This is a genomic window from Bacillus sp. MT(2024) (genome assembly GCF_036362845.1).
In the GTDB taxonomy this organism is placed as follows: Bacteria; Bacillota; Bacilli; order Bacillales; family Bacillaceae; genus Bacillus; species Bacillus velezensis.
On sequence record NZ_CP143632.1, the window covers coordinates 864,590 to 884,201 of the forward strand.

General features: G+C 46.4%; 22 protein-coding genes, 1 tRNA gene and 1 pseudogene. 21 read left to right on the plus strand and 3 right to left on the minus strand.

Features of this window, described 5'->3' with window-relative positions; genetic code table 11:
• Positions 1 to 16: 16 nt before the first annotated feature.
• Positions 17 to 1,153, plus strand: coding sequence for an FMNH2-dependent alkanesulfonate monooxygenase (gene ssuD / locus VP472_RS04465; RefSeq protein ID WP_146276393.1), 1,137 nt, complete (start codon positions 17 to 19; stop codon positions 1,151 to 1,153).
• Between the two features lie 174 nt (positions 1,154 to 1,327).
• Complete coding sequence (gene rpsN / locus VP472_RS04470) at positions 1,328 to 1,597, plus strand: 30S ribosomal protein S14 (protein ID WP_014417259.1); 270 nt, start codon at positions 1,328 to 1,330, stop codon at positions 1,595 to 1,597.
• Between the two features lie 20 nt (positions 1,598 to 1,617).
• Here the strand turns inward: rpsN and VP472_RS04475 are convergent, their stop codons facing one another.
• The gene (locus VP472_RS04475; protein ID WP_102422628.1) at positions 1,618 to 2,085 is read right to left on the minus strand and encodes a hypothetical protein; all 468 of its coding nucleotides are present in this window, start codon (positions 2,083 to 2,085) and stop codon (positions 1,618 to 1,620) included.
• Entirely contained in the window at positions 2,082 to 2,285 is a 204-nt protein-coding gene (locus VP472_RS04480) for a helix-turn-helix transcriptional regulator (protein ID WP_003155407.1), read from the minus strand. The genes VP472_RS04475 and VP472_RS04480 overlap by 4 nt, the downstream gene beginning before the upstream one ends.
• Before the next feature lie 188 nt (positions 2,286 to 2,473).
• Here VP472_RS04480 and VP472_RS04485 point away from each other — a divergent pair.
• Positions 2,474 to 2,547: transfer RNA gene (locus VP472_RS04485), tRNA-Gly, on the plus strand.
• 89 nt (positions 2,548 to 2,636) lie between these two features.
• On the opposite strand, the gene VP472_RS04490 is transcribed toward VP472_RS04485, so the two are convergent.
• Positions 2,637 to 3,260, minus strand: coding sequence for a hypothetical protein (locus VP472_RS04490; RefSeq protein ID WP_022552809.1), 624 nt, complete (start codon positions 3,258 to 3,260; stop codon positions 2,637 to 2,639).
• A gap of 84 nt (positions 3,261 to 3,344) precedes the next feature.
• Here VP472_RS04490 and queG point away from each other — a divergent pair, with 84 nt between their 5' ends.
• From queG to VP472_RS04580, 18 genes and pseudogenes are all read left to right on the plus strand, one after another.
• A complete protein-coding gene (queG, locus tag VP472_RS04495; RefSeq protein ID WP_029973233.1) occupies positions 3,345 to 4,505 on the plus strand; it encodes a tRNA epoxyqueuosine(34) reductase QueG in 1,161 nt (386 codons plus the stop codon).
• 76 nt (positions 4,506 to 4,581) lie between these two features.
• Positions 4,582 to 5,493 (plus strand): amidase domain-containing protein, encoded by a 912-nt coding sequence (locus VP472_RS04500; RefSeq protein ID WP_146277458.1) that lies wholly within the window; start codon positions 4,582 to 4,584, stop codon positions 5,491 to 5,493.
• A 36-nt stretch (positions 5,494 to 5,529) separates the two neighbouring features.
• Positions 5,530 to 6,012: a tRNA (uridine(34)/cytosine(34)/5-carboxymethylaminomethyluridine(34)-2'-O)-methyltransferase TrmL gene (gene trmL, locus VP472_RS04505; RefSeq protein WP_007610253.1), complete on the plus strand. Its 483-nt coding sequence runs from the start codon at positions 5,530 to 5,532 to the stop codon at positions 6,010 to 6,012.
• A 137-nt stretch (positions 6,013 to 6,149) separates the two neighbouring features.
• Positions 6,150 to 6,782 carry a YhbD family protein gene (locus VP472_RS04510; RefSeq protein ID WP_025852205.1) on the plus strand — a complete coding sequence of 211 codons (633 nt, stop codon included), beginning with the start codon at positions 6,150 to 6,152 and terminating at the stop codon, positions 6,780 to 6,782.
• Positions 6,773 to 7,486: a polymer-forming cytoskeletal protein gene (locus tag VP472_RS04515; RefSeq protein ID WP_230014206.1), complete on the plus strand. Its 714-nt coding sequence runs from the start codon at positions 6,773 to 6,775 to the stop codon at positions 7,484 to 7,486. The genes VP472_RS04510 and VP472_RS04515 overlap by 10 nt, the downstream gene beginning before the upstream one ends.
• Positions 7,487 to 7,497: 11 nt before the next feature.
• The gene (locus VP472_RS04520; RefSeq protein WP_146276397.1) at positions 7,498 to 8,208 is read left to right on the plus strand and encodes a hypothetical protein; all 711 of its coding nucleotides are present in this window, start codon (positions 7,498 to 7,500) and stop codon (positions 8,206 to 8,208) included.
• 358 nt (positions 8,209 to 8,566) lie between these two features.
• Positions 8,567 to 10,462 (plus strand): serine/threonine protein kinase PrkA, encoded by a 1,896-nt coding sequence (gene prkA / locus VP472_RS04525; RefSeq protein ID WP_069473222.1) that lies wholly within the window; start codon positions 8,567 to 8,569, stop codon positions 10,460 to 10,462.
• A gap of 190 nt (positions 10,463 to 10,652) precedes the next feature.
• Positions 10,653 to 11,831 (plus strand): sporulation protein YhbH, encoded by a 1,179-nt coding sequence (gene yhbH, locus VP472_RS04530; RefSeq protein ID WP_014417268.1) that lies wholly within the window; start codon positions 10,653 to 10,655, stop codon positions 11,829 to 11,831.
• 186 nt (positions 11,832 to 12,017) lie between these two features.
• Positions 12,018 to 12,482 (plus strand): MarR family transcriptional regulator, encoded by a 465-nt coding sequence (locus tag VP472_RS04535; protein WP_146276399.1) that lies wholly within the window; start codon positions 12,018 to 12,020, stop codon positions 12,480 to 12,482.
• 36 nt (positions 12,483 to 12,518) lie between these two features.
• The gene (locus VP472_RS04540; protein WP_007610259.1) at positions 12,519 to 13,184 is read left to right on the plus strand and encodes an HlyD family secretion protein; all 666 of its coding nucleotides are present in this window, start codon (positions 12,519 to 12,521) and stop codon (positions 13,182 to 13,184) included.
• A gap of 40 nt (positions 13,185 to 13,224) precedes the next feature.
• On the plus strand, positions 13,225 to 14,820 hold the full coding sequence (locus tag VP472_RS04545; protein WP_003155387.1) for an MFS transporter: 1,596 nt from the start codon (positions 13,225 to 13,227) through the stop codon (positions 14,818 to 14,820).
• A gap of 24 nt (positions 14,821 to 14,844) precedes the next feature.
• Positions 14,845 to 15,378 (plus strand): NAD(P)H-dependent oxidoreductase, encoded by a 534-nt coding sequence (locus VP472_RS04550; protein ID WP_003155386.1) that lies wholly within the window; start codon positions 14,845 to 14,847, stop codon positions 15,376 to 15,378.
• A gap of 12 nt (positions 15,379 to 15,390) precedes the next feature.
• Complete coding sequence (locus VP472_RS04555; protein WP_146276401.1) at positions 15,391 to 15,762, plus strand: hypothetical protein; 372 nt, start codon at positions 15,391 to 15,393, stop codon at positions 15,760 to 15,762.
• 119 nt (positions 15,763 to 15,881) lie between these two features.
• A complete protein-coding gene (locus VP472_RS04560; RefSeq protein ID WP_046559449.1) occupies positions 15,882 to 16,649 on the plus strand; it encodes a hypothetical protein in 768 nt (255 codons plus the stop codon).
• Positions 16,650 to 16,651: 2 nt separating this feature from the next.
• Positions 16,652 to 17,029 carry a GntR family transcriptional regulator gene (locus VP472_RS04565; RefSeq protein WP_069473671.1) on the plus strand — a complete coding sequence of 126 codons (378 nt, stop codon included), beginning with the start codon at positions 16,652 to 16,654 and terminating at the stop codon, positions 17,027 to 17,029.
• Positions 17,019 to 17,733: pseudogene (locus VP472_RS04570) on the plus strand (ATP-binding cassette domain-containing protein). Before VP472_RS04565 ends, VP472_RS04570 begins: the two are co-directional and overlap by 11 nt.
• On the plus strand, positions 17,734 to 18,651 hold the full coding sequence (locus VP472_RS04575; RefSeq protein WP_146276403.1) for an ABC transporter ATP-binding protein: 918 nt from the start codon (positions 17,734 to 17,736) through the stop codon (positions 18,649 to 18,651).
• Positions 18,644 to 19,591: an ABC transporter permease gene (locus tag VP472_RS04580; RefSeq protein ID WP_146276405.1), complete on the plus strand. Its 948-nt coding sequence runs from the start codon at positions 18,644 to 18,646 to the stop codon at positions 19,589 to 19,591. The genes VP472_RS04575 and VP472_RS04580 overlap by 8 nt, the downstream gene beginning before the upstream one ends.
• The last annotated feature ends 21 nt before the right edge of the window (positions 19,592 to 19,612 follow it).

A 19,612-nucleotide genomic window follows, 5' to 3' on the forward strand; every position in this document is an offset into this window, starting at 1 on the left:
AAAAGGAGAGATTCATATGGAGATTCTTTGGTTTATTCCGACGCATGGTGACGGCCGGTATTTAGGGACGCAAACGGGAGGGAGAACGGCGGATCATCTTTATTTTAAGCAAGTGGCACAGGCGGCGGACAGACTCGGGTATACGGGGGTTCTGCTGCCGACGGGGAGATCATGTGAAGACCCGTGGCTGACGGCTGCCGCTTTAGCGGGGGAAACGAGTGACTTGAAATTTTTAGTGGCGGTCCGGCCGGGACTGATGCAGCCGTCTGTCGCCGCGAGAATGGCGTCGACAATGGACCGGCTGTCAGACGGCCGTTTGCTCGTAAATGTCGTAGCGGGCGGAGATCCTTATGAACTGGCGGGAGACGGCATGTTTATCAGCCACGATGAACGTTATAAGGCGACTGAAGAATTTTTAACCGTCTGGCGCGGTCTCATGCGGGGCGAAACGGTGACATATGAAGGGGACCATATCAAGGTGGAAAACAGCAACCTCCTGTTCCCGCCAAAACAGTCTCCGCATCCGCCATTATATTTCGGCGGTTCATCACAGGCGGGAATTGAGGCTGCGGCGAAACATACAGATGTCTATTTAACATGGGGAGAGCCGCCGGAGCAGGTAAAAGAAAAGATTGAAACTGTTAAAAAACAGGCTGCCAAGGAAGGAAGGACGATGCGTTTTGGCATCAGACTTCACGTGATTGTCCGGGAGACTGAGGAAGAGGCATGGGAAGCGGCTGAACGATTAATCAGCCATTTAGACGAAGAGACAATTGCGAAAGCGCAGGCTGCGCTCCGGCGCGCTGATTCATCGGGACAAAAACGGATGGCCGATCTTCATAACGGTGACCGCTCGAAGCTTGAGATCAGCCCGAATCTCTGGGCCGGCATCGGACTGGTCAGAGGCGGAGCGGGCACGGCGCTTGTCGGTGATCCGCAGACTGTCGCTGATCGAATTTTAGAGTATCAGGCACTCGGCATTGATTCGTTTATCTTTTCAGGCTATCCGCATCTGGAAGAAGCTTATTATCTGGCTGAACTCGTGTTTCCGCTTCTGCCGTTTCAGAATGAGCGGACGAAAAAGCTTGAGCGCAGATTGGGTGAAGCAATGGGAAACGACCATTTTGCAAGAGGAAATAAAGCGACAGTCTGATGACGTCGCAAGGCGGATCATTGATGGCGGGTGCTTTCTGCGGTTTCATTTCCGGGGAAATGCCGGCAGTGAAGGCGGGTATTCACCCGCCTTTTTAAGCGCTTAGCTTGCACGATGCTCATCTGGATGATATGATACAAAACGTAATTATTACGATTTGTTAGGAGTGCTGAAATGGCAAAAAAATCAAAAGTAATCAAAGAGCTCAAGCGGCAGAAGCTTGTTGAACAATATGCGGACATCCGAAGAGAATTAAAGGCAAAAGGCGACTGGGAAGCGCTGAGCAAACTGCCGCGTGATTCTGCTCCGGCCAGGCTTCATAACCGCTGTACGGTGACGGGGCGGCCCCGCGGATATATGAGAAAATTTAAACTGTCCAGAATCGCATTCAGGGAGCTGGCCCATAAAGGCCGGGTTCCCGGGGTAAAAAAAGCGAGCTGGTAACATAAAAAACTCCGGATCTGTCATGAACCGGAGTTTTTGCCGTGCTTATGAAAAGTGAAAACATAAGCCAAATGCTGAATCATCATCAGAATGAAAATCAAAAGAATCGGAAAAAAAGGTAGATGCGGCTGAATCAGCGGATAAAACAAAAGCAGAACGGCTGCGGCCGGCAATGAGAAGTAAATGGCGATATACGAGGAACGGCAAGCTTTAGCCGTCATCATTTGTTCTCTTTCATCCTGTTCCTCAAATTCATCGGGCACAAGCCTGTGCTTTTTGCCGTTTCGTTTTTTCTTTTCGGCATAGATATACAATGCGGCACAAATGATAAACAGCAGAAACGGAGTGATATTCAGCTCAAATGAACTGCTCCCCTCCGTTTGGAAAAACTGAGCGATCCGCGGTGCCGCTTCCATAAAGGAAATAAGCGTCCAGCAGGCCAATCCGTAGAGTGCAAGGTGAAAACACGCTTTTCTTTTCAAACTCATTTTTTCTCCTCCTCCAGCCAGAAAACTTCCTCCATCGGCAGTGAGAAAGCCCGGCAGATGTTAAGCGCCAATAAGAGTGAAGGCACATAATCTCCTTTTTCAATCGCTGCAATCGTCTGTCTGGTGGCTCCGGCTTCTTTTCCGAGCGTTTCCTGAGAATAGCCGAATCTGGCTCTCAGCTCTTTTACTTTATTTTTCATCATCAGGGCGTACCTCAAGTTTTCTTCTTTTTTATATTGTATGAGATTCTTAACAAAATGTAAACCTAACTTAACATGTGGACAAAAAAAGAATTTTTTTCGACAAATTTTTTAACATTCCCTTGACGAAAAAAAAATATACATGTAATATTAGAAACATCAAATCGGTACTGACAAAAAACTTTGATGCGGGTGTAGTTTAGTGGTAAAACCTCAGCCTTCCAAGCTGATGTCGTGAGTTCGATTCTCATCACCCGCTCCATACATACGTTATTAACGCAGTGTTTCGTTTCTCTGATAAACGAAGTATTGCGTTTTTTTATGTGAAAAAAGACACGAAGGCGTGTCTTTTTATGAAAGCCAAGAGACGGTATGCGTGCCTCCGTGAATTTGTTCAAACATTTTGGTTAAAGATGATAGCAGCTCATCCGCCGCGTCGGCATGAAATGAAGGCGGGAAAAAGATCAGCTGCAGCATTTTCTTTGTGCCGGTTGTTACAGGGCGGGTGTTGATATGTCCGGTAAGGCCGCCGAAAATGCCGCCAGAGTCGGAGAAAGCAAGTACGTGTTCTTTTTCTCCGATTGTAATCGAAATCGGTTCATCTATTTCTGCGGCGTCATACGCCATGATGGGCAATGAATATTTCAAGGAGAAAAAAAGTATGGTATCATGGGCTGAATTCACACTTTCAATGAATCGTTCCCGGGAAATATCGCCGAGCATAAGCTCCATCGGCGTTTTTTGTCCTGAAAAGGCGGGACTGAGCTGTTCCATCATACGCGCCCACTCTTTAACAAAAGGCTGCTCATCTATACCGCCGTCAGCATAATCAAAGTAAAGAGATTCTTGAAATAAACGGAGGCGGCCTTTCAGCATTTGCGGAGCAGGCCCGACTTCGATCTGTTCATATAAGACGGCTGCCGCTTTGATCCCCGGCACCCGTTCAGCAATAAGTGGATCTAAACTGATGTTCAAGTGTGTTCACTCCATTTCGGGATGATAAAACTCTATTATACCCGTGCGGGAGCCTGATCACAAAGAAAGGAGGCTGTGCAAAAAATGAATATTCATAAACTGAAAGAGGAATTAATCGAATACGCCAAAAGCATCGGAGTTGACAAAATAGGGTTTACGACGGCTGATACGTTCGACAGTCTGAGGGACCGGCTGATTCTTCAGGAATCACTCGGCTATTTATCCGGTTTTGAAGAGCCGGATATTGAAAAACGGGTTACTCCGTCTTTGCTTCTCCCGAAAGCCAAATCAATCGTCGCCATCGCCCTTGCTTATCCTTCCAAAATGAAAGATGCGCCGAGGAGCACGAGGGACGGGCGGCGCGGCATTTTTTGCAGAGCTTCCTGGGGGAAGGATTATCATGATGTGCTGCGGGAAAAGCTTGATCTGCTGGAGAATTTTCTCCAAAGCAAACATGAGGATATCCGCACAAAGTCAATGGTGGATACAGGAGAGTTGTCCGACAGGGCCGTGGCTGAACGGGCGGGAATCGGCTTCAGCGCCAAAAACTGCATGATCACCACGCCTGAATACGGTTCTTACGTCTATCTGGCTGAAATGATCACCAATCTGCCCTTTGAACCGGATGTGCCGATTGAAGATATGTGCGGTACGTGCACAAAATGTCTAGACGCTTGTCCGACCGGCGCACTCGTCAATCCCGGACAGCTTAACGCCCAGCGCTGTATTTCGTTCCTGACCCAGACAAAGGGATTTTTGCCGGATGAGTTCCGCACGAAAATCGGAAACCGTCTGTATGGCTGTGACACGTGCCAGACGGTCTGTCCGATTAATAAGGGGAAAGATTTTCATCTTCATCCGCAGATGGAGCCTGATCCGGAAATCGCAAAGCCGCTGTTAAAGCCGCTTTTGACCATAAGCAACCGCGAATTCAAAGAAAAATTCGGACATGTATCGGGATCATGGCGCGGCAAGAAGCCGATACAGCGGAATGCGATTTTAGCTTTGGCTCATTTTAAAGATGCCTCGTCTCTTCCGGAATTAACGGCCTTGATGCACCAAGATCCGCGCCCCGTCATCAGGGGTACGGCCGCCTGGGCCATCGGGAAAATCGGTGATCCTGATTATGCGGAGGAATTAGAAAAAGCGCTTCAAAAGGAGCAGGATGAGGACGCCATACGGGAAATTGAAAAGGGACTGGAGCTGTTATCGGTTTCTGATAAGACTAAAACCGGCCGGTCCTGACATATGTATAGAGAAAAAGCACTTGGCCGGAGTTCAAGTGTTTTTTCTTTATAAAATCGTATGGTGGGTGGAGCGCTTGAAGCATATTATTGAAGATTTAGCGGAGGCCCGGCTTCATTATTTAATCAACGGAACCGAGATGAGGCAGAATGGGCAGGCCGGCGATCTTGAGGTCCTGACGAGAAAAAAAGAGCTGTTTGAAAAACGGAAAGTTGATATCGTGAAGGCGAAGGCAAAAGCCGTCATTGTCAAAAGCAGTCTTGAGGACGACGGCACGTTATGCGTCATGTACACGATTCATTTCGAATATTTGTGCAAGGAGCATGACGGACACCTTTACTTAGAAGAGCAGATTGAGGAACGGACTGCATTTCTCTATGATGAGCTTTTGATTAAAGACCGGGAAGTAAAGAAAAAACCAGCGGGATTTTCTGACGGAAACAGCGTAATTGAATATGAGCGGAGTGAACGGGAAGATTTCGGGCGGGCGTTTCAATACGACCGTCTGGCTGCCGTGCAGTACGCGGAGAAGTTTTGGAATAAACGAAATCCCGCTTATAAAAATTTCAGCGATAATTGCACCAATTTTATTTCCCAATGTTTACATGCCGGAAAAGCACCGATGCGGGGGCATCCGAACAGAGGCTCAGGCTGGTGGATGAAGGCAAGCTCGTGGAGCTACAGCTGGACGGTCGCGCATTCGATGAAGATGTATCTGGCCCAATCCAAGGCAGGGCTCCGCGCATTGCAAGTATCAAGAGCTGAAGAACTGATGCCCGGAGATATCATTTGCTATGATTTTGAAGGAGACGGCCGTTTTAATCATACGGCGATCGTGGTCGCAAAAGATAAAAGCAATATGCCGCTCGTCAATGCCCAAACGTATGACAGCAGAATGAGATATTGGTCATATGAGGATTCAACGGCGTATACTCCTTCCATCAGATATGCGTATTTTCATATTACGGATGATACGACAAAAGAGTAATTAATGATATAATGGTGGGCGGAATAAAAAACAGAGGTGAACATCGTGGCATTACATGTCGTTTTATATCAACCCGAAATCCCGGCCAATACGGGAAATATCGCACGTACTTGTGCGGCAACAGACACAACGCTTCATTTGATCCGCCCGCTCGGATTCTCAACCGATGATAAAATGCTGAAGCGAGCCGGACTCGATTATTGGGAGTTCGTCAACGTCGTATATCATGATTCATTGGAAGAATTATTTGAGGCATATGAGAACGGAAAGTTTTTCTTCATTACAAAATTCGGCCAAAAGCCGCACACATCATTTGATTACTCAAATACAGAGGAAGACTTTTTCTTCGTATTCGGCAGAGAAACGAGCGGACTTCCGAAAGAATTGATCGAAAACAATATGGACCGCTGCCTGCGTCTGCCGATGACCGAGCATGTGAGATCATTAAACCTGTCCAACACGGCCGCGATTCTTGTATATGAAGCGTTGCGCCAGCAAAATTACAGAGATTTGACGTGAGAAAAAACGCCCGCATCCGGGCGTTTTTTTATTGAATAAAAAAGACAGGCAGCAGCGGTTTACGGCATTTTTATATTTCCAGGCTTAACAACGTAACAGTGTTATGTTACAATACGTTCATCGAAGGAGCTGGATTCATGGAGGAACAACTGATTTCTAAAAAAGAATTGCTGGAAGAAACATCAATTTCATACGGGCAGCTGTACCGGTGGAAACGGAAAAATTTAATTCCTGAAGAATGGTTTATCCGAAAATCGACGTTTACAGGCCAGGAAACATTTTTTCCGAGAGCGGAAATATTAAAACGCATCTCAAAAATACAGGAAATGAAAGAAAATCTGTCTCTGGATGAAATGAGAGAAATGCTGTCTCCGCAAATGACTGATGTCAATATAACGTCTGCGGAACTGCTTCAAAAGGGACTGATTTCAAAAGCCGCGCTGCAAGTTTATGGCGAAGACGGCGTGACATTCACGTCCCGCGCGCTGCTGTCTTTATATGTGCTTGAAGGGCTTTTGCAATCGGGCAATATCAGCCTTGAGGAAGGAAAATTGGCGGCGGGGGTGCTGAAGACGTATGAGGCTTCCGAGCTGAAAGCGAATACGGAGCTTGTCATGCTCCGAAAGCTCGGCGTAACGACGTGCTTCATCGCAGACGCGGAACATATTTTATTTGAACCGACTGTCAAAGTGGTTGAACGGGTGGCGCTTGCTGCGGCATCGGAAGAATTAAAAACGAAATGGATGCAGGAGGACCATCAATGGAAGTAACAGATAAATTAATCATTAACGGTTCGGGAAGTTCAAAAGGAGGCCGTTTTCATACAGTGGAGATTAACGGAAGCGGCACGGTGTCGGGTGATGTGGAGTGCACGAGCCTTTTGTTTAACGGCAGCGGAAAAACAGACGGACATGTCAAGACGCAAACGCTGACGATCAGCGGTTCGGGGAAAATTTCCGGCAGCGCCGAAGCTGAATCCATCCGTATCAACGGAACGGGTGTCATTAAAGGTGATGTCAAAACGGAGCGGCTGAACGTCGCGGGATTTTCATCTTTCGGCGGCGGTGTGAAAGCTGATGATATTTTCATATCCGGGAAAGCCGGGATTGAAGGCGATTGCGAGACAGAGACGTTCCGTTCGGAAGGCAAATGCAAGATCGGCGGCCTGCTGAATGCCGATGAAGTCAGTATGAAGCTGGCGGCGGGAGAAAGCCGGGTGAAAGAAATCGGCTGCCGCCATTTGAAAGTGATGAGCAGAAAGAGCGTGCTTACGCGTTTTAAGCTGATGCCGGCCCCGGTGCTGACAGCAGAGCTGATTGAGGGTGACATCATTGAATTGGCGGACACGAACGCGAAGACAGTCCGCGGAAATCATGTGCGGATCGGCGCAGGCTGCACCATTGGGACTGTGGAATACAGCGGCGATTTTACATGTGATCCTTCCGCTTTGGTTAACAAAGTCGTGAAACGATAGGAGGAGCTGCGATGGAAACGACAAAAAAATTGAGTCATTTAAAAATGTACGGAGCCGGACACGCCTCCGGCGGTTCCTACCAAAATGTAAGCATTAAAGGGGAAGGAACTGTCGGCGAAGGACTTCAAAGCGAACGCTGCCGGATATTCGGCACGGGACTTTTTCTCGGAGATGCCGAGATCAGCAGGCTGAAAATTTTCGGAGAGCATGAAGTTGCAGGAGATTTATCAGCACATTCAGCAAATGTGATCGGCACATTGAAAGTCGGCGGCTCCATGCGTTTCGCCAGGATGAGGCTGAAAGGACTTGCTGAAATTGGCGGCGGGGCCGCGGGAGAGCAGTGTCATATAAAAGGCAGTCTCGCCGTCGGCGGCGATTGCGAGACGGAGCTGCTTCATGTAACAGGATGTATCAATGTGGCGGGATTGTTAAACGCAGGGGACGTAAACATCCATTTGCGTTATGACCGAAGCCGTGTGAAAGAAATCGGCGGCACATCGATCACCGTCAGACGGAAACCCGGTTTTCTTAAACGGAAAGCCGGCATGCTTTCTGCTGAATTGATCGAAGGAGACGCAATTTACCTCGAATACACGGAAGCGGACATTGTCAGAGGGAAGCGTGTGGAAATCGGCCCGGGGTGCAAAATCGGAAAAATCGAGTATCAAACAAGCTGCAAGTCTCATGAAAAATCAACTGTCCAAGAACATATTCAAATATGAAACATTGTTATGTTGTACAGGAAAGGGTGCTCTCCATAAAGAGCACCCTTTTGCCGTTATTTGTTTTCAGGTTTGCTGTCGTAACCCGCCGTAAAAATGGATACTAAAAAAGTGAGAATGACCCCAAGTAAAATGATCGTTTTCATCATGTCTCCTCCTCTTTGCTTTTCCATTTGATGTCCGAGTCTGGATGAAACTGTATTTCTTTCATTATGAACGGTGCACCGGACCCTTGTCAATGACGGCCTTATAACGTCTTTATTTTTAAGAAACGAAAAGCATGTATTATCACGTCACCGCATAGATTGTAACAAAGTACCTTATTTCTAGTGCATTAACCATGATAGAGGAGGTTCTTATGGATATATTAAAGAAAATTGAAAAGTACAGAGAGGAAGAGCAGCGTCTCAAATGGGAAGGGACGTTCGCTGATTATTTGGAGATCATAAAAGAAAATCCATTGGTCGCGCAGTCTGCTCATTCTCGCGTTTTTAATATGATAAAAGACAGCGGAATCGAAGAGGATGACGGGAAAAAGACATACAGCTTTTTCTCGAGGGAGCTGTTCGGCCTTGAGGAATCTCTGGAACGGCTCGTGGAGGAATACTTTCACCCGGCCGCCAAGCGGCTCGATGTAAGAAAAAGGATTTTACTATTGATGGGACCCGTCAGCGGCGGAAAGTCAACTCTTGTCACCATGCTGAAAAAAGGGCTTGAAGCCTACTCATTGACAGACAACGGCGCTGTTTACGCCATTAAAGGCTGCCCGATGCATGAAGATCCTCTCCATCTCATTCCCCATCATCTGCGCGACGACTTCTACAGAGAATACGGCATCAGAATTGAGGGCAGCCTTTCTCCGCTTAATGTCATGCGGCTTGAAGAAGAATACGGCGGCAGAATTGAGGATGTAAAGGTTGAACGTATATTCTTCTCGGAGGATAAACGTACCGGAATCGGTACCTTCAGCCCGTCTGATCCGAAATCACAGGATATCGCCGACTTGACGGGGAGCATTGATTTTTCGACGATTGCCGAATACGGCTCGGAATCAGATCCGCGCGCTTATCGGTTTGACGGTGAATTAAATAAAGCGAACCGCGGAATGATGGAGTTTCAGGAAATGCTGAAATGCGATGAAAAATTTCTGTGGCACCTTCTGTCACTCACGCAGGAAGGGAATTTCAAAGCCGGACGGTTTGCGCTCATCTCCGCCGACGAATTGATTGTTGCGCATACGAACGAAACGGAGTACCGCTCGTTTATTGCCAATAAGAAAAATGAAGCCCTTCACTCCAGGATCATCGTGATGCCTGTTCCTTATAATTTAAAGGTGTCAGAGGAAGAACGGATTTATGAAAAAATGATTTCTGAAAGTGATGTTTCTGACGTACACATCGCCCCCCATACATTAAAAGTGGCCGCGATGTTTTCTATTTTGACCCGGCTGAAGGAACCGAACCGCTCTGATATTGATCTCGTCAAAAAAATGAGACTTTATGACGGAGAAAGCGTTGAAGGTTACAATTCCGTTGATCTGGAGGATATGAAGAAGGAATTCCATGATGAAGGAATGAGCGGAATTGACCCGCGCTATGTCATCAACCGCATTTCCTCAACGATTATCAGAAAAAATATGGAATCCATCAATTCGCTTGACGTGCTGCGTTCCTTAAAAGAAGGACTCGACCAGCATCCGTCCATCTCCGCCGAGGACAAAGAGCGGTATATGAATTTTATTTCCGCCGCCAGGAAAGAGTACGATGACATCGCCAAAAAAGAAGTGCAGAAGGCGTTCGTCTATTCATATGAAGAATCCGCGAAAACTCTCATGGACAATTATTTAGATAATGTGGAAGCGTACTGCAATAAAAATAAGCTTCGCGATCCGCTGACGGGTGAAGAAATGAATCCTGACGAAAAACTGATGAGATCCATTGAAGAGCAGATCGGCATTTCAGAAAACGCCAAAAAAGCGTTCCGCGAAGAAATCTTAATCCGCATATCCGCCTATGCAAGAAAAGGAAAACGCTTTGACTATAATTCGCACGAAAGACTCCGCGAAGCGATTCAGAAAAAGCTGTTCGCAGACTTAAAAGATGTAGTGAAAATTACGACCTCCACCAAAACGCCGGATGAACAGCAGCTTAAAAAGGTCAATGAGGTAGTGGCAAGGTTAATAGATGAACACGGCTATAATTCGACAAGCGCTAATGAACTGCTGAAGTATGTCGGAAGCTTGTTAAACCGCTGATATTTGATTTCATCGAGAGGCCCGTCTGTAAAAGGACGGGTTCTTTTGTCTGTTTTTCGCAATTGTTTGTCAATTGGAGAGTCCGGCCGGCATAAGATAAAAATAAATCTTTTCGCCGGACTTGTTTCATAAACAGGACCAAGCCGGAATACACATGTAAAACGACCATAACGGTTAAGGAGGGGAATTCATGTCCCGTAATGACAGCGGAAATTTTTTGATTTCAGAGGAAGACTGGTCCCTCCATCGCAAAGGCTTTGACGACCAGCAGCGCCACCAAAAGAAAGTGCAGGAAGCGATAAAAAACAACCTTCCGGATCTTGTCACTGAGGAAAGCATTATTATGTCCAACGGAAAAGATGTCGTGAAAATCCCGATTCGTTCGCTTGATGAATATAAAATCCGTTATAACTATGATAAAAATAAACATGTCGGCCAAGGCGACGGCGACAGCGAAGTCGGCGATGTCGTCGCAAGAGACGGCGCAGATAAAAAGCAGGGTGCCGGAAAAGGCCAGGGAGCAGGCGATCAGGCAGGCGAGGATTATTATGAAGCGGAAGTTTCATTGATGGATCTGGAAGAAGCGCTGTTTCAGGAATTAGAACTGCCGAATCTGCAGCAAAAGGAAAGGGACAATATCGTCCATACCGATATCGAGTTCAATGATATCCGGAAAACCGGGCTGACAGGGAATATCGATAAGAAAAGGACGATGCTGTCGGCCTATAAACGAAACGCTATGACAGGCAAGCCATCGTTTTACCCTATTTATCCGGAAGATCTGAAATACAAAACATGGAATGATGTGACGAAGCCGGAATCGAAAGCTGTCGTTTTAGCCATGATGGATACAAGCGGTTCGATGGGCGTATGGGAAAAGTATATGGCGAGGAGCTTCTTTTTTTGGATGACACGATTTTTACGGACAAAGTATGAAACGGTTGATATCGAATTTATCGCCCACCATACGGAAGCGAAGGTTGTGTCGGAAGAAGATTTTTTCTCGAAAGGCGAGAGCGGAGGCACCATCTGTTCCTCCGTTTACCGGAAGTCTCTTGAATTAATTGATGAAAAATATGACCCCGCCCGCTACAACATCTATCCGTTTCATTTTTCAGACGGAGATAACCTGACTTCGGATAACGCCCGATGCGTAAAGCTCGTCAATGACATCATGAAAAAATCGAATCTGTTCTGTTACGGTGAGGTCAATCAATATAACAGGCATTCCACCCTCATGTCCGCCTATAAAAATGTCAAAGATGATAAATTTAAATACTACATCCTGAAACAGAAATCGGACGTATTTCAAGCGCTGAAAAGCTTTTTTAAAAATGAGGAAGCCGGTATAAGCAAAGCATCGTATTAAATATAAAGCCGAGTGAAGAATCGTGCGGCCGCGGTTCTTCACCCGGCTTTTTTAAATTAAAAATAAAGAGAAAAACCGGCATAAAAAAAATCCTTAAAAAATGAAACTTTTCTCTTTACAAACCTTCTTTCATTTATTAATATTTTATCTTGTGAACTATTATTAAGGGAATGAGGTGAAAATACGGTGATTGAATCAGAGCTCGCTTTGCTCAGTTTTGAACAGCTGTTTGATACTTCCAGATCGATTTACAAAAAGCAGAAAATGATTCTGGAGACAGTGCTTGAACCTTTTGATATTACAGTGCTGCAGTATCTGCTGATGTTCAAAATACATAAGAGCAAAAGCACGCAGCTTTCAAGGCTGGCTTTGTCGCTTGATCTGAAACCGGCGTCTGTCACGAGAATGACCGATATTCTGTATAAGCGCCGCCTAATGGTTCGGAGCGACTATCACGACGACCGGCGTGTTGTTATGATTCAGTTAACCGAAGAGGGGGAAGAACTTCTAAAGAAAGCTGCTGTTCAATATGCCGAAAAAGCGGCGGTCTTATACCGGCAGCTCAATACCGCTGAACTGCAGTACCTGCGCAAGCTTGCGGAAAGTTTAACGAAGCTTGCAAACGGCTGTGCAATGAAAAACGGAAAATAAAAAAATCCCCACATATTTTTATCATCATTCCACAAAATGATAGAGGAAGAAACGAAAGGAGAAAACAAAATGAACAGAGGACGTTTAATTCTGACCAACATTATCGGTTTGATCGTTGTTCTTGCAATTATAGGCGGAGGTGCTTACTACTATTATCAAAGCACACACTATGTAAAAACCGATGAAGCGAAAGTTGCCGGCGACATGGCTGCTATCACAGCTCCTGCTGCGGGTAAAGTAACTGACTGGAACCTTGATGAGGGGAAAGAAGTAAGCAAAAACGACGTTGTTGCAAAAATTAAAGGACAGCAAAATGCTGACGTAAAAGCCATCATGGATGGAACAATCGTGAAAAACGAAGTGAAAAACGGCCAAATGGTGCAAGCCGGTACGACAATTGCCCAAGAAATTGACATGAAACACCTTTACATCACTGCAAACATTAAAGAAACAGACATTAGAGACATTGAAGTAGGAAACAAAGTAGACGTAATTGTTGACGGCGATCCTAATACAACATTTGACGGAACAGTAGAAGAAATCGGTTATGCGACAAATTCAACATTTGATATGCTGCCTTCTTCAAACTCAAGCGGCAACTACACTAAAGTAACGCAAAAAGTTCCTGTTAAAATTTCACTCAGCAACCCATCTGACAAGGTGCTTCCTGGTATGAACGCATCTGTAAAAATCTCTGAATAATACAGATCAGTCATCAAACCATGAAGGGAGGTTGTCTTAGGTGGCTAAATCAGATAATCAAGTAAAAAGTCCTAAAACATTGCTTATTGTGCTTATGGCCGGGTTATTCCTGGCGATCTTGAACCAAACGCTTCTTAACGTGGCGATGCCGCACTTAATGACCGAGTTCGGTGTGAGTGCGACGACGATTCAGTGGCTTACGACCGGATACATGCTGGTCAACGGTGTTTTGATTCCGTTATCTGCGTTCTTAATTACCCGGTTCGGACAGAGAAGCCTCTTTCTCGTAGCCATGTTCTGTTTTACAGCGGGAACGTTAGTCTGCGGAATCGCGCCTAACTTCTCAACCATGCTGATCGGCCGGTTAATTCAGGCGGTCGGCGGCGGTATCCTGCAGCCGCTGGTCATGACAACCATTCTGCTTATCTTCCCGCCTGAAAGCAGGGGGAAAGGAATGGGGATTTTCGGTCTTGCGATGATGTTTGCTCCGGCGGTCGGACCGACTCTTTCCGGCTGGATCATCGAGCATTACACATGGCGCATTATGTTCTACGGCCTTGTTCCGATCGGGGCAATCGTTATTATCATAGCGTTTTTCCTCTTTAAGAACTTGGTGGAACCGCAAAAAATCAAACTCGACAGCTTGGGTGCGATTCTATCTATTGTCGGATTCGCCTCATTGCTTTACGGAGTCAGTGAAGCGGGCAGCGACGGCTGGGGAGATCCGATCGTGCTGTCTACCGTCATTGTCGGTGTCATCGCGATTGCCGCGTTTGTCATTCAGCAATTGCGCTCTGAAAAACCGATGCTCGACTTCCGGGTATTTAAATATGATATTTTCTCACTTTCCAGTGTCATTAATATCATTATTACCGTTGCGCTTTACACAGGAATGTTCCTGCTTCCGATTTACCTGCAGAACTTAGTCGGCTTTACGGCGCTGCAATCGGGTCTCTTGCTATTGCCGGGCGCGATTGTCATGCTGATCATGTCGCCGATTTCCGGTATTCTGTTTGACAAAATCGGTCCGAGACCGCTTGCGATTATCGGGCTGGTCATCACGGTCGCAACGACATTCCAGTACACAAAATTGACAATTGACACACCTTACACGCACATTATGCTTGTCTATGCCATCCGCGCATTCGGTATGTCACTGTTAATGATGCCTGTTATGACAGCCGGAATGAACCAGCTTCCGGCACGGTTGAACAGCCACGGCACGGCGATGAGCAACACGCTCCGCCAGATCAGCGGATCAATCGGAACAAGTTTGATCACAACGATTTATACGAACCGTACGACAATGCATTATTCGCAGATTGCGGATAAAACAAGCACGGCTGATCCAAGCTTCATGCAGTCGTTCCAAAGCGCGGTTTCGAATTTAATGGTCAACATGAACATGTCGCTTGATGCGGCGAAACAAACCGTTTATTCATATCTCTACAAAACAGCTTCACTTAATTCCAACGTTATGGGGATTAATGACGCGTTTATGTGGGCGACGATCTTTGCGGTTATCGGCGTAGTCCTGAGCCTGTTCTTGCGTGACGTACGGAAAGACAAACAGCGGGCGAAGAAAAAAGAGGAGCTGTCATTGCTTCCGGCCCCTAAAGAAGTGAAGGAATCTTAATCATCTGAATGGGAGGTTTCCTGAATGAAAATTTACGTAGTGTACGATAGTGAAGGCGAACACACAAAACACCTTGCTGAAGCCATTGCCGAAGGAGCACGAGAAAACGCTGAGGCTGAAGTCCTGATCGACCATGTCGATCAAGCAGACATCCGCAAGCTGAAAGACATGGATGCCATTATCTGGGGATGCCCGGGACATTTTGGCACCATCAGTTCAGGCTTAAAAGCGTGGATCGACAGACTCGGCTATCTGTGGGCTGAAGGCGAGCTGATTGATAAAGTCGGCGCTGTATTCTGTACGACGGCGACAACACACGGCGGATTAGAAATGACAATGCACAATCTGATTACTCCTATGTTTCACCAAGGCATGATTGTTGTCGGTCTTCCCGGCAACGTTCCTGAAAACGCGCTGTACGGCTCTTACTACGGCGCGGGCGTCACATGCCCGGTTGACAGCGATGTGCTGATGACGGAAGAAGGCCTTCAATTAGGCCGTGCGCTTGGCAGACGTGTCAGCCAGGTCACTGGTAATCTAACTGCCGGACGACAGTAAGGAGAGGGTTATATGGCCATTATTATAGCGGTTATTGCTGCTGTCATTGTGATTGCACTTCTTATCACATTCAATGTCCGCAGCACTTCTGCAGGACAGGATGTCAAAGAAGAAAAGAGAGAAGCGATCGGCACTACAGCCGAACAGCCGGAAAAGCATGATCCGGCCGAGGAGCGCTCAGCCGAGCATACTCCCGTCGTTGTAAAATCTGAATCTCCCCGTGAGAAAAAGAATACAATGGGCGATGATGTGTACCGTCAGGCGCTTCAGAAGTTTAAGACTTCTGAGACGGATCAGGAACCAAACGATCCTGATAGCGGCGGCAAAATGCAGGATAGCAGCTATCGTGATGCGCTGCTCTCCTTAAAAAACAAAAAGAAGTAATTGAAAAGGCAAATCCGCATAATGGCGGATTTGCCTTTTTTTTATTGAAGATATTGTAATACATGATGATCTAGTGTACTATGTTACTCATACACTTGATCCGAATGGAGAGAGAAAGAATGACATCGTTTTTAGGTTTGCTGAAAAAAGATGCGAAAGTTTCATGGATTTGGCTCGCGGTGTGGCTTTGCGGCATGATTTGCTGGGCGTTTGCAGCCCACGTCATCGCTGCCCGTCAGAAAGAACCGCTCGTCATTTTCGGCTTTTTTACGGCAATGGGGTTTTTTCAATTTCTTGTAGCGCCGCTTTTTATGTACTATCACCTTCATAAAGAAGGAAAAAACCAGCTGTGGCTTTACAATCCGAATGGGGGATTTTATCTGCTGGCTTCCAAGCTGACGGCCTCACTGCTGTATCAGTTGATCGGGCAGCTGGCGCTGACCGGTTACGGCATTTGGATGTACCGGATGCTTTCTGCAAAAGGAGTGCTGGAACACACCATTCCCCTGGCCGGCACATTAACCGGGCTGAATGCTTACCTGCTGATCAGTTCAGCGTACTTATCTGTGATTGTGGCCGTATTTTGGACTGTTTTTCACTCATTAAAACATTTTCCCGTCCTCCGTTGGGTGATCTGCATCGTGCTTGCGTTTGTCTGGACCTATATTGACGATAAAATCATTACGCCTTTCACTTCATCTCAACATGATTTATGGCCGGTAAAAGTGTATGCGAATTTTCATTTTCATTATACAAAATTGACCGGATGGACGATGGAGCTGAAAGCCGTCCACATTTCGCTTTTCAGCTTCCTGGCAGTGATCGTGCTTGCAGCGCTCTGTCTCGCGCTGGCCTCTATGCTGCTGAATCGAAAGGTTGAGGTGTAATGATGGAGAATGAATTTCGGTCATCCAAGCCGATTTATCTGCAGATTGCCGATCGTATATATTACCGGCTGATCAGAAGTGAGCTTTCACCGGGGGACAAACTGCCGTCCGTAAGGGAGATGGCCGTACAGATGAAAGTGAATCCGAACACGATACAAAGAACGTACAGTGAAATGGAAAGGCTGGGGATCGTGGAGACGAGAAGAGGACAGGGAACCTTTATAGCGGAAAGATCCGATCTGAAAGCAGAGCTGAAAGACAGGCTGACAAAAGACGTTTTCAAACGCTTTATTCAGGAAATGGCGGAGCTGGGGTTATCTCCTGAGGAAATGCTCGACGGGATCAAACAATATGCGGAGGAAGCAAACGATGAATCTTGATTTTGAACGCGTAACAAAAAAATACGGCCGCAGGATCGCGGTCAGCGATGTATCATTTTCATTGTCTCCGGGTAAAATCTACGGAATTTTAGGGCCGAACGGAAGCGGTAAATCAACAACGCTTAAAATGCTTGCCGGGCTTGCGTTCCCGACATCGGGCGCCGTCCGGATGGGAGAATGCAAAGTAAGCAGGAACATGCTGTTTCGTACGGCTTATTTAACCGAACATGATATGTTTTCCGCCCGGACGACCGTCGGTGATATGCTCACATTTTATCATTCGCAACCCGGATTTTCAGCTGGAAAAAGCACATAACCTATTAGCGGAAATGAATCTTTCAGCGAAGCAGAAGATAAAAGAGCTGTCCAAAGGCAGCCGGGGCAGGCTGAAAATCGTTTTGGCCCTGTCGAGAAAAGCATCGGTCATTCTGCTGGATGAGCCGTTTTCAGGTCTTGATCCGGCGGTCAGGGAGTCGATTGTCAACAGTCTCGTATCTTATATTGATTTTGACAGCCAGATCGTCGTCATCGCCACGCATGAGATCGGCGAGATTGAGACGCTGTTAGACGAAGTGATGGTTTTCATAAAAGGGAAAATCGCTGAACGGCGCGAGGTCGAAGAAATTCGGGAACAGGAAGGAATGTCTGTGCTGCAATGGTATAGAAGCGTCATGCAGGCGCACGAAATAGAAGGGGGATTCTAATTGGAAACGGTATTAGAACTGCAACAGGTAAAGAAAACGATAAAAGGACGAACGATTATTCATGATCTGAGCTTCTCCGTCCGGGCGGGCGAAGTGTTTGGATTTTTAGGGCCGAACGGAGCGGGGAAAACCACTACGATCAGAATGATGGTCGGATTAATGAAACTGTCTCAGGGAGACATCGTAATCTGCGGGGAATCCATTACGAAAAACTATTCAAAAGCGGTCAGGCACGTCGGAGCCATCGTGGAAAACCCGGAGCTGTACAAATTCTTGAGCGGCTATAAAAATTTACAGCAGTACGCAAGGATGGTAAAAGGCGTTACGAAAGAAAAAATAGATGAGGTCATCGAGCTCGTCGGGTTGCAGGACAGAATACATGACAAAGTAAAAACCTACTCTCTCGGAATGAGACAGCGTCTCGGCCTCGCCCAAAGCTTGCTGCATAATCCTAAGGTGCTGATTCTGGATGAGCCGACAAACGGCCTCGATCCCGCCGGCATCAGAGAAATCAGGGACCATCTGAAAAAGCTGACACGTGAAAAAGGAATGGCTGTCATCGTCTCAAGCCATCTTCTGTCAGAAATGGAGCTAATGTGCGATCGAATCGGCATTCTGCAAAAAGGAGAGCTTGTCGATATTCAAAAAGTAAGGGATGAAGGAAAAGAGGATAAAGATACATACTTCTTCCATATTGAACAAAGAGAAGAGGCTCTTGCCGTTTTGAGTCAGTTTGACTGTGTGAAGAAGACAAACGGCATTGAGATCCAGCTGTCCAAACAGGAAGTGCCTGATGTGATATCACTGCTCGTCCGTGAAAACATCCGCTTATATGAAGTGAAAATCATGACAAAATCTTTGGAAGACCGTTTCTTGGAAATTACCGGCGGGACGAAAGAGGAGGTTCAATATGTTTAAGCTGATCTATAATGAATGGATAAAAATTTTCAGCCGCGTCGGGACGTGGGCTATGATTGTGATTTTAGGCGTTTCGATGATCGGTTTTGCGCTTTTGTCAAACCATTTCACCTCGAGTGAAGCCAATCCGAATTGGAAACAGGAGCTCCAGGCTGAAAACAAAGAAATGAAACAGCAGATGAAGGAAACCGGAAATCAGACGCTCATTGATAACCTGAAACAGAATGTCGCGATAAATCAATACCGTATGGATCATAACATCCCCGAGGATACAGGGTACACAGTGTGGTCATACGTAGCTGATTCTTCGATGATGACTGTTTTGACCGGGCTGTTTACGATTATCATTGCCGCAGGCATCGTGGCGAATGAGTTCAACTGGGGGACGATCAAGCTGCTGGCCATCCGTCCGCTCAGCCGTTTTCAGATTTTGCTATCTAAATATATGACGGTGCTGCTGTTCGGACTGCTGATGCTTGTGATTTTATTTGCCGGCTCCGCTCTGTTGGGATTGATCTTTTTCGGTACAGGCGGAGATACTGCGGCTGATGTTCATCTCGTATACAAAGACGGCCATGTTTTTGAGCAAAATATCATCGCTTTCCTCGCTAAAACATATGTCTATGAATCTGTCTCCGCTTTTATGCTTGCGACGATGGCGTTTATGCTGTCTGCGGTATTCCGGAACAGCTCATTAGCGGTCGGATTTTCTATTTTTCTATTGGTTATGGGGAACACGGCGACGGTATTTCTTGCTGCGAAATTTGAATGGACCAAATATATTTTATTTGCGAACACGGATTTGTCGCAATATATGAACGGGACTCCTTTAGTAGAGGGGATGACGATGACATTTTCTGTTGTGATGCTTGTTATTTACTTCGTTATTTTTCTGGCGCTCGCATTCGGCGTCTTCTTAAAACGGGATATTGCCACCTGATATAAAAAAGCTGTTTTGCCT

Excerpts from the sequence above, each read along its gene's own strand:
- VP472_RS04515 (WP_230014206.1), top strand. The coding sequence starts at position 6,773 with ATGGAAGTAACAGATAAATTAATCATTAACGGTTCGGGAAGTTCAAAA.
- VP472_RS04510 (WP_025852205.1), top strand. The coding sequence starts at position 6,150 with ATGGAGGAACAACTGATTTCTAAAAAAGAATTGCTGGAAGAAACATCA.
- rpsN (WP_014417259.1), top strand. The coding sequence starts at position 1,328 with ATGGCAAAAAAATCAAAAGTAATCAAAGAGCTCAAGCGGCAGAAGCTT.
- VP472_RS04565 (WP_069473671.1), top strand. The coding sequence starts at position 16,652 with ATGGAGAATGAATTTCGGTCATCCAAGCCGATTTATCTGCAGATTGCC.
- queG (WP_029973233.1), top strand. The coding sequence starts at position 3,345 with ATGAATATTCATAAACTGAAAGAGGAATTAATCGAATACGCCAAAAGC.
- ssuD (WP_146276393.1), top strand. The coding sequence starts at position 17 with ATGGAGATTCTTTGGTTTATTCCGACGCATGGTGACGGCCGGTATTTA.
- VP472_RS04555 (WP_146276401.1), top strand. The coding sequence starts at position 15,391 with ATGGCCATTATTATAGCGGTTATTGCTGCTGTCATTGTGATTGCACTT.
- yhbH (WP_014417268.1), top strand. The coding sequence starts at position 10,653 with ATGTCCCGTAATGACAGCGGAAATTTTTTGATTTCAGAGGAAGACTGG.
- VP472_RS04480 (WP_003155407.1), bottom strand. The coding sequence starts at position 2,285 with ATGAAAAATAAAGTAAAAGAGCTGAGAGCCAGATTCGGCTATTCTCAG.
- prkA (WP_069473222.1), top strand. The coding sequence starts at position 8,567 with ATGGATATATTAAAGAAAATTGAAAAGTACAGAGAGGAAGAGCAGCGT.
- VP472_RS04475 (WP_102422628.1), bottom strand. The coding sequence starts at position 2,085 with ATGAGTTTGAAAAGAAAAGCGTGTTTTCACCTTGCACTCTACGGATTG.
- VP472_RS04580 (WP_146276405.1), top strand. The coding sequence starts at position 18,644 with ATGTTTAAGCTGATCTATAATGAATGGATAAAAATTTTCAGCCGCGTC.
- VP472_RS04520 (WP_146276397.1), top strand. The coding sequence starts at position 7,498 with ATGGAAACGACAAAAAAATTGAGTCATTTAAAAATGTACGGAGCCGGA.
- VP472_RS04540 (WP_007610259.1), top strand. The coding sequence starts at position 12,519 with ATGATAGAGGAAGAAACGAAAGGAGAAAACAAAATGAACAGAGGACGT.
- VP472_RS04550 (WP_003155386.1), top strand. The coding sequence starts at position 14,845 with ATGAAAATTTACGTAGTGTACGATAGTGAAGGCGAACACACAAAACAC.
- VP472_RS04560 (WP_046559449.1), top strand. The coding sequence starts at position 15,882 with ATGACATCGTTTTTAGGTTTGCTGAAAAAAGATGCGAAAGTTTCATGG.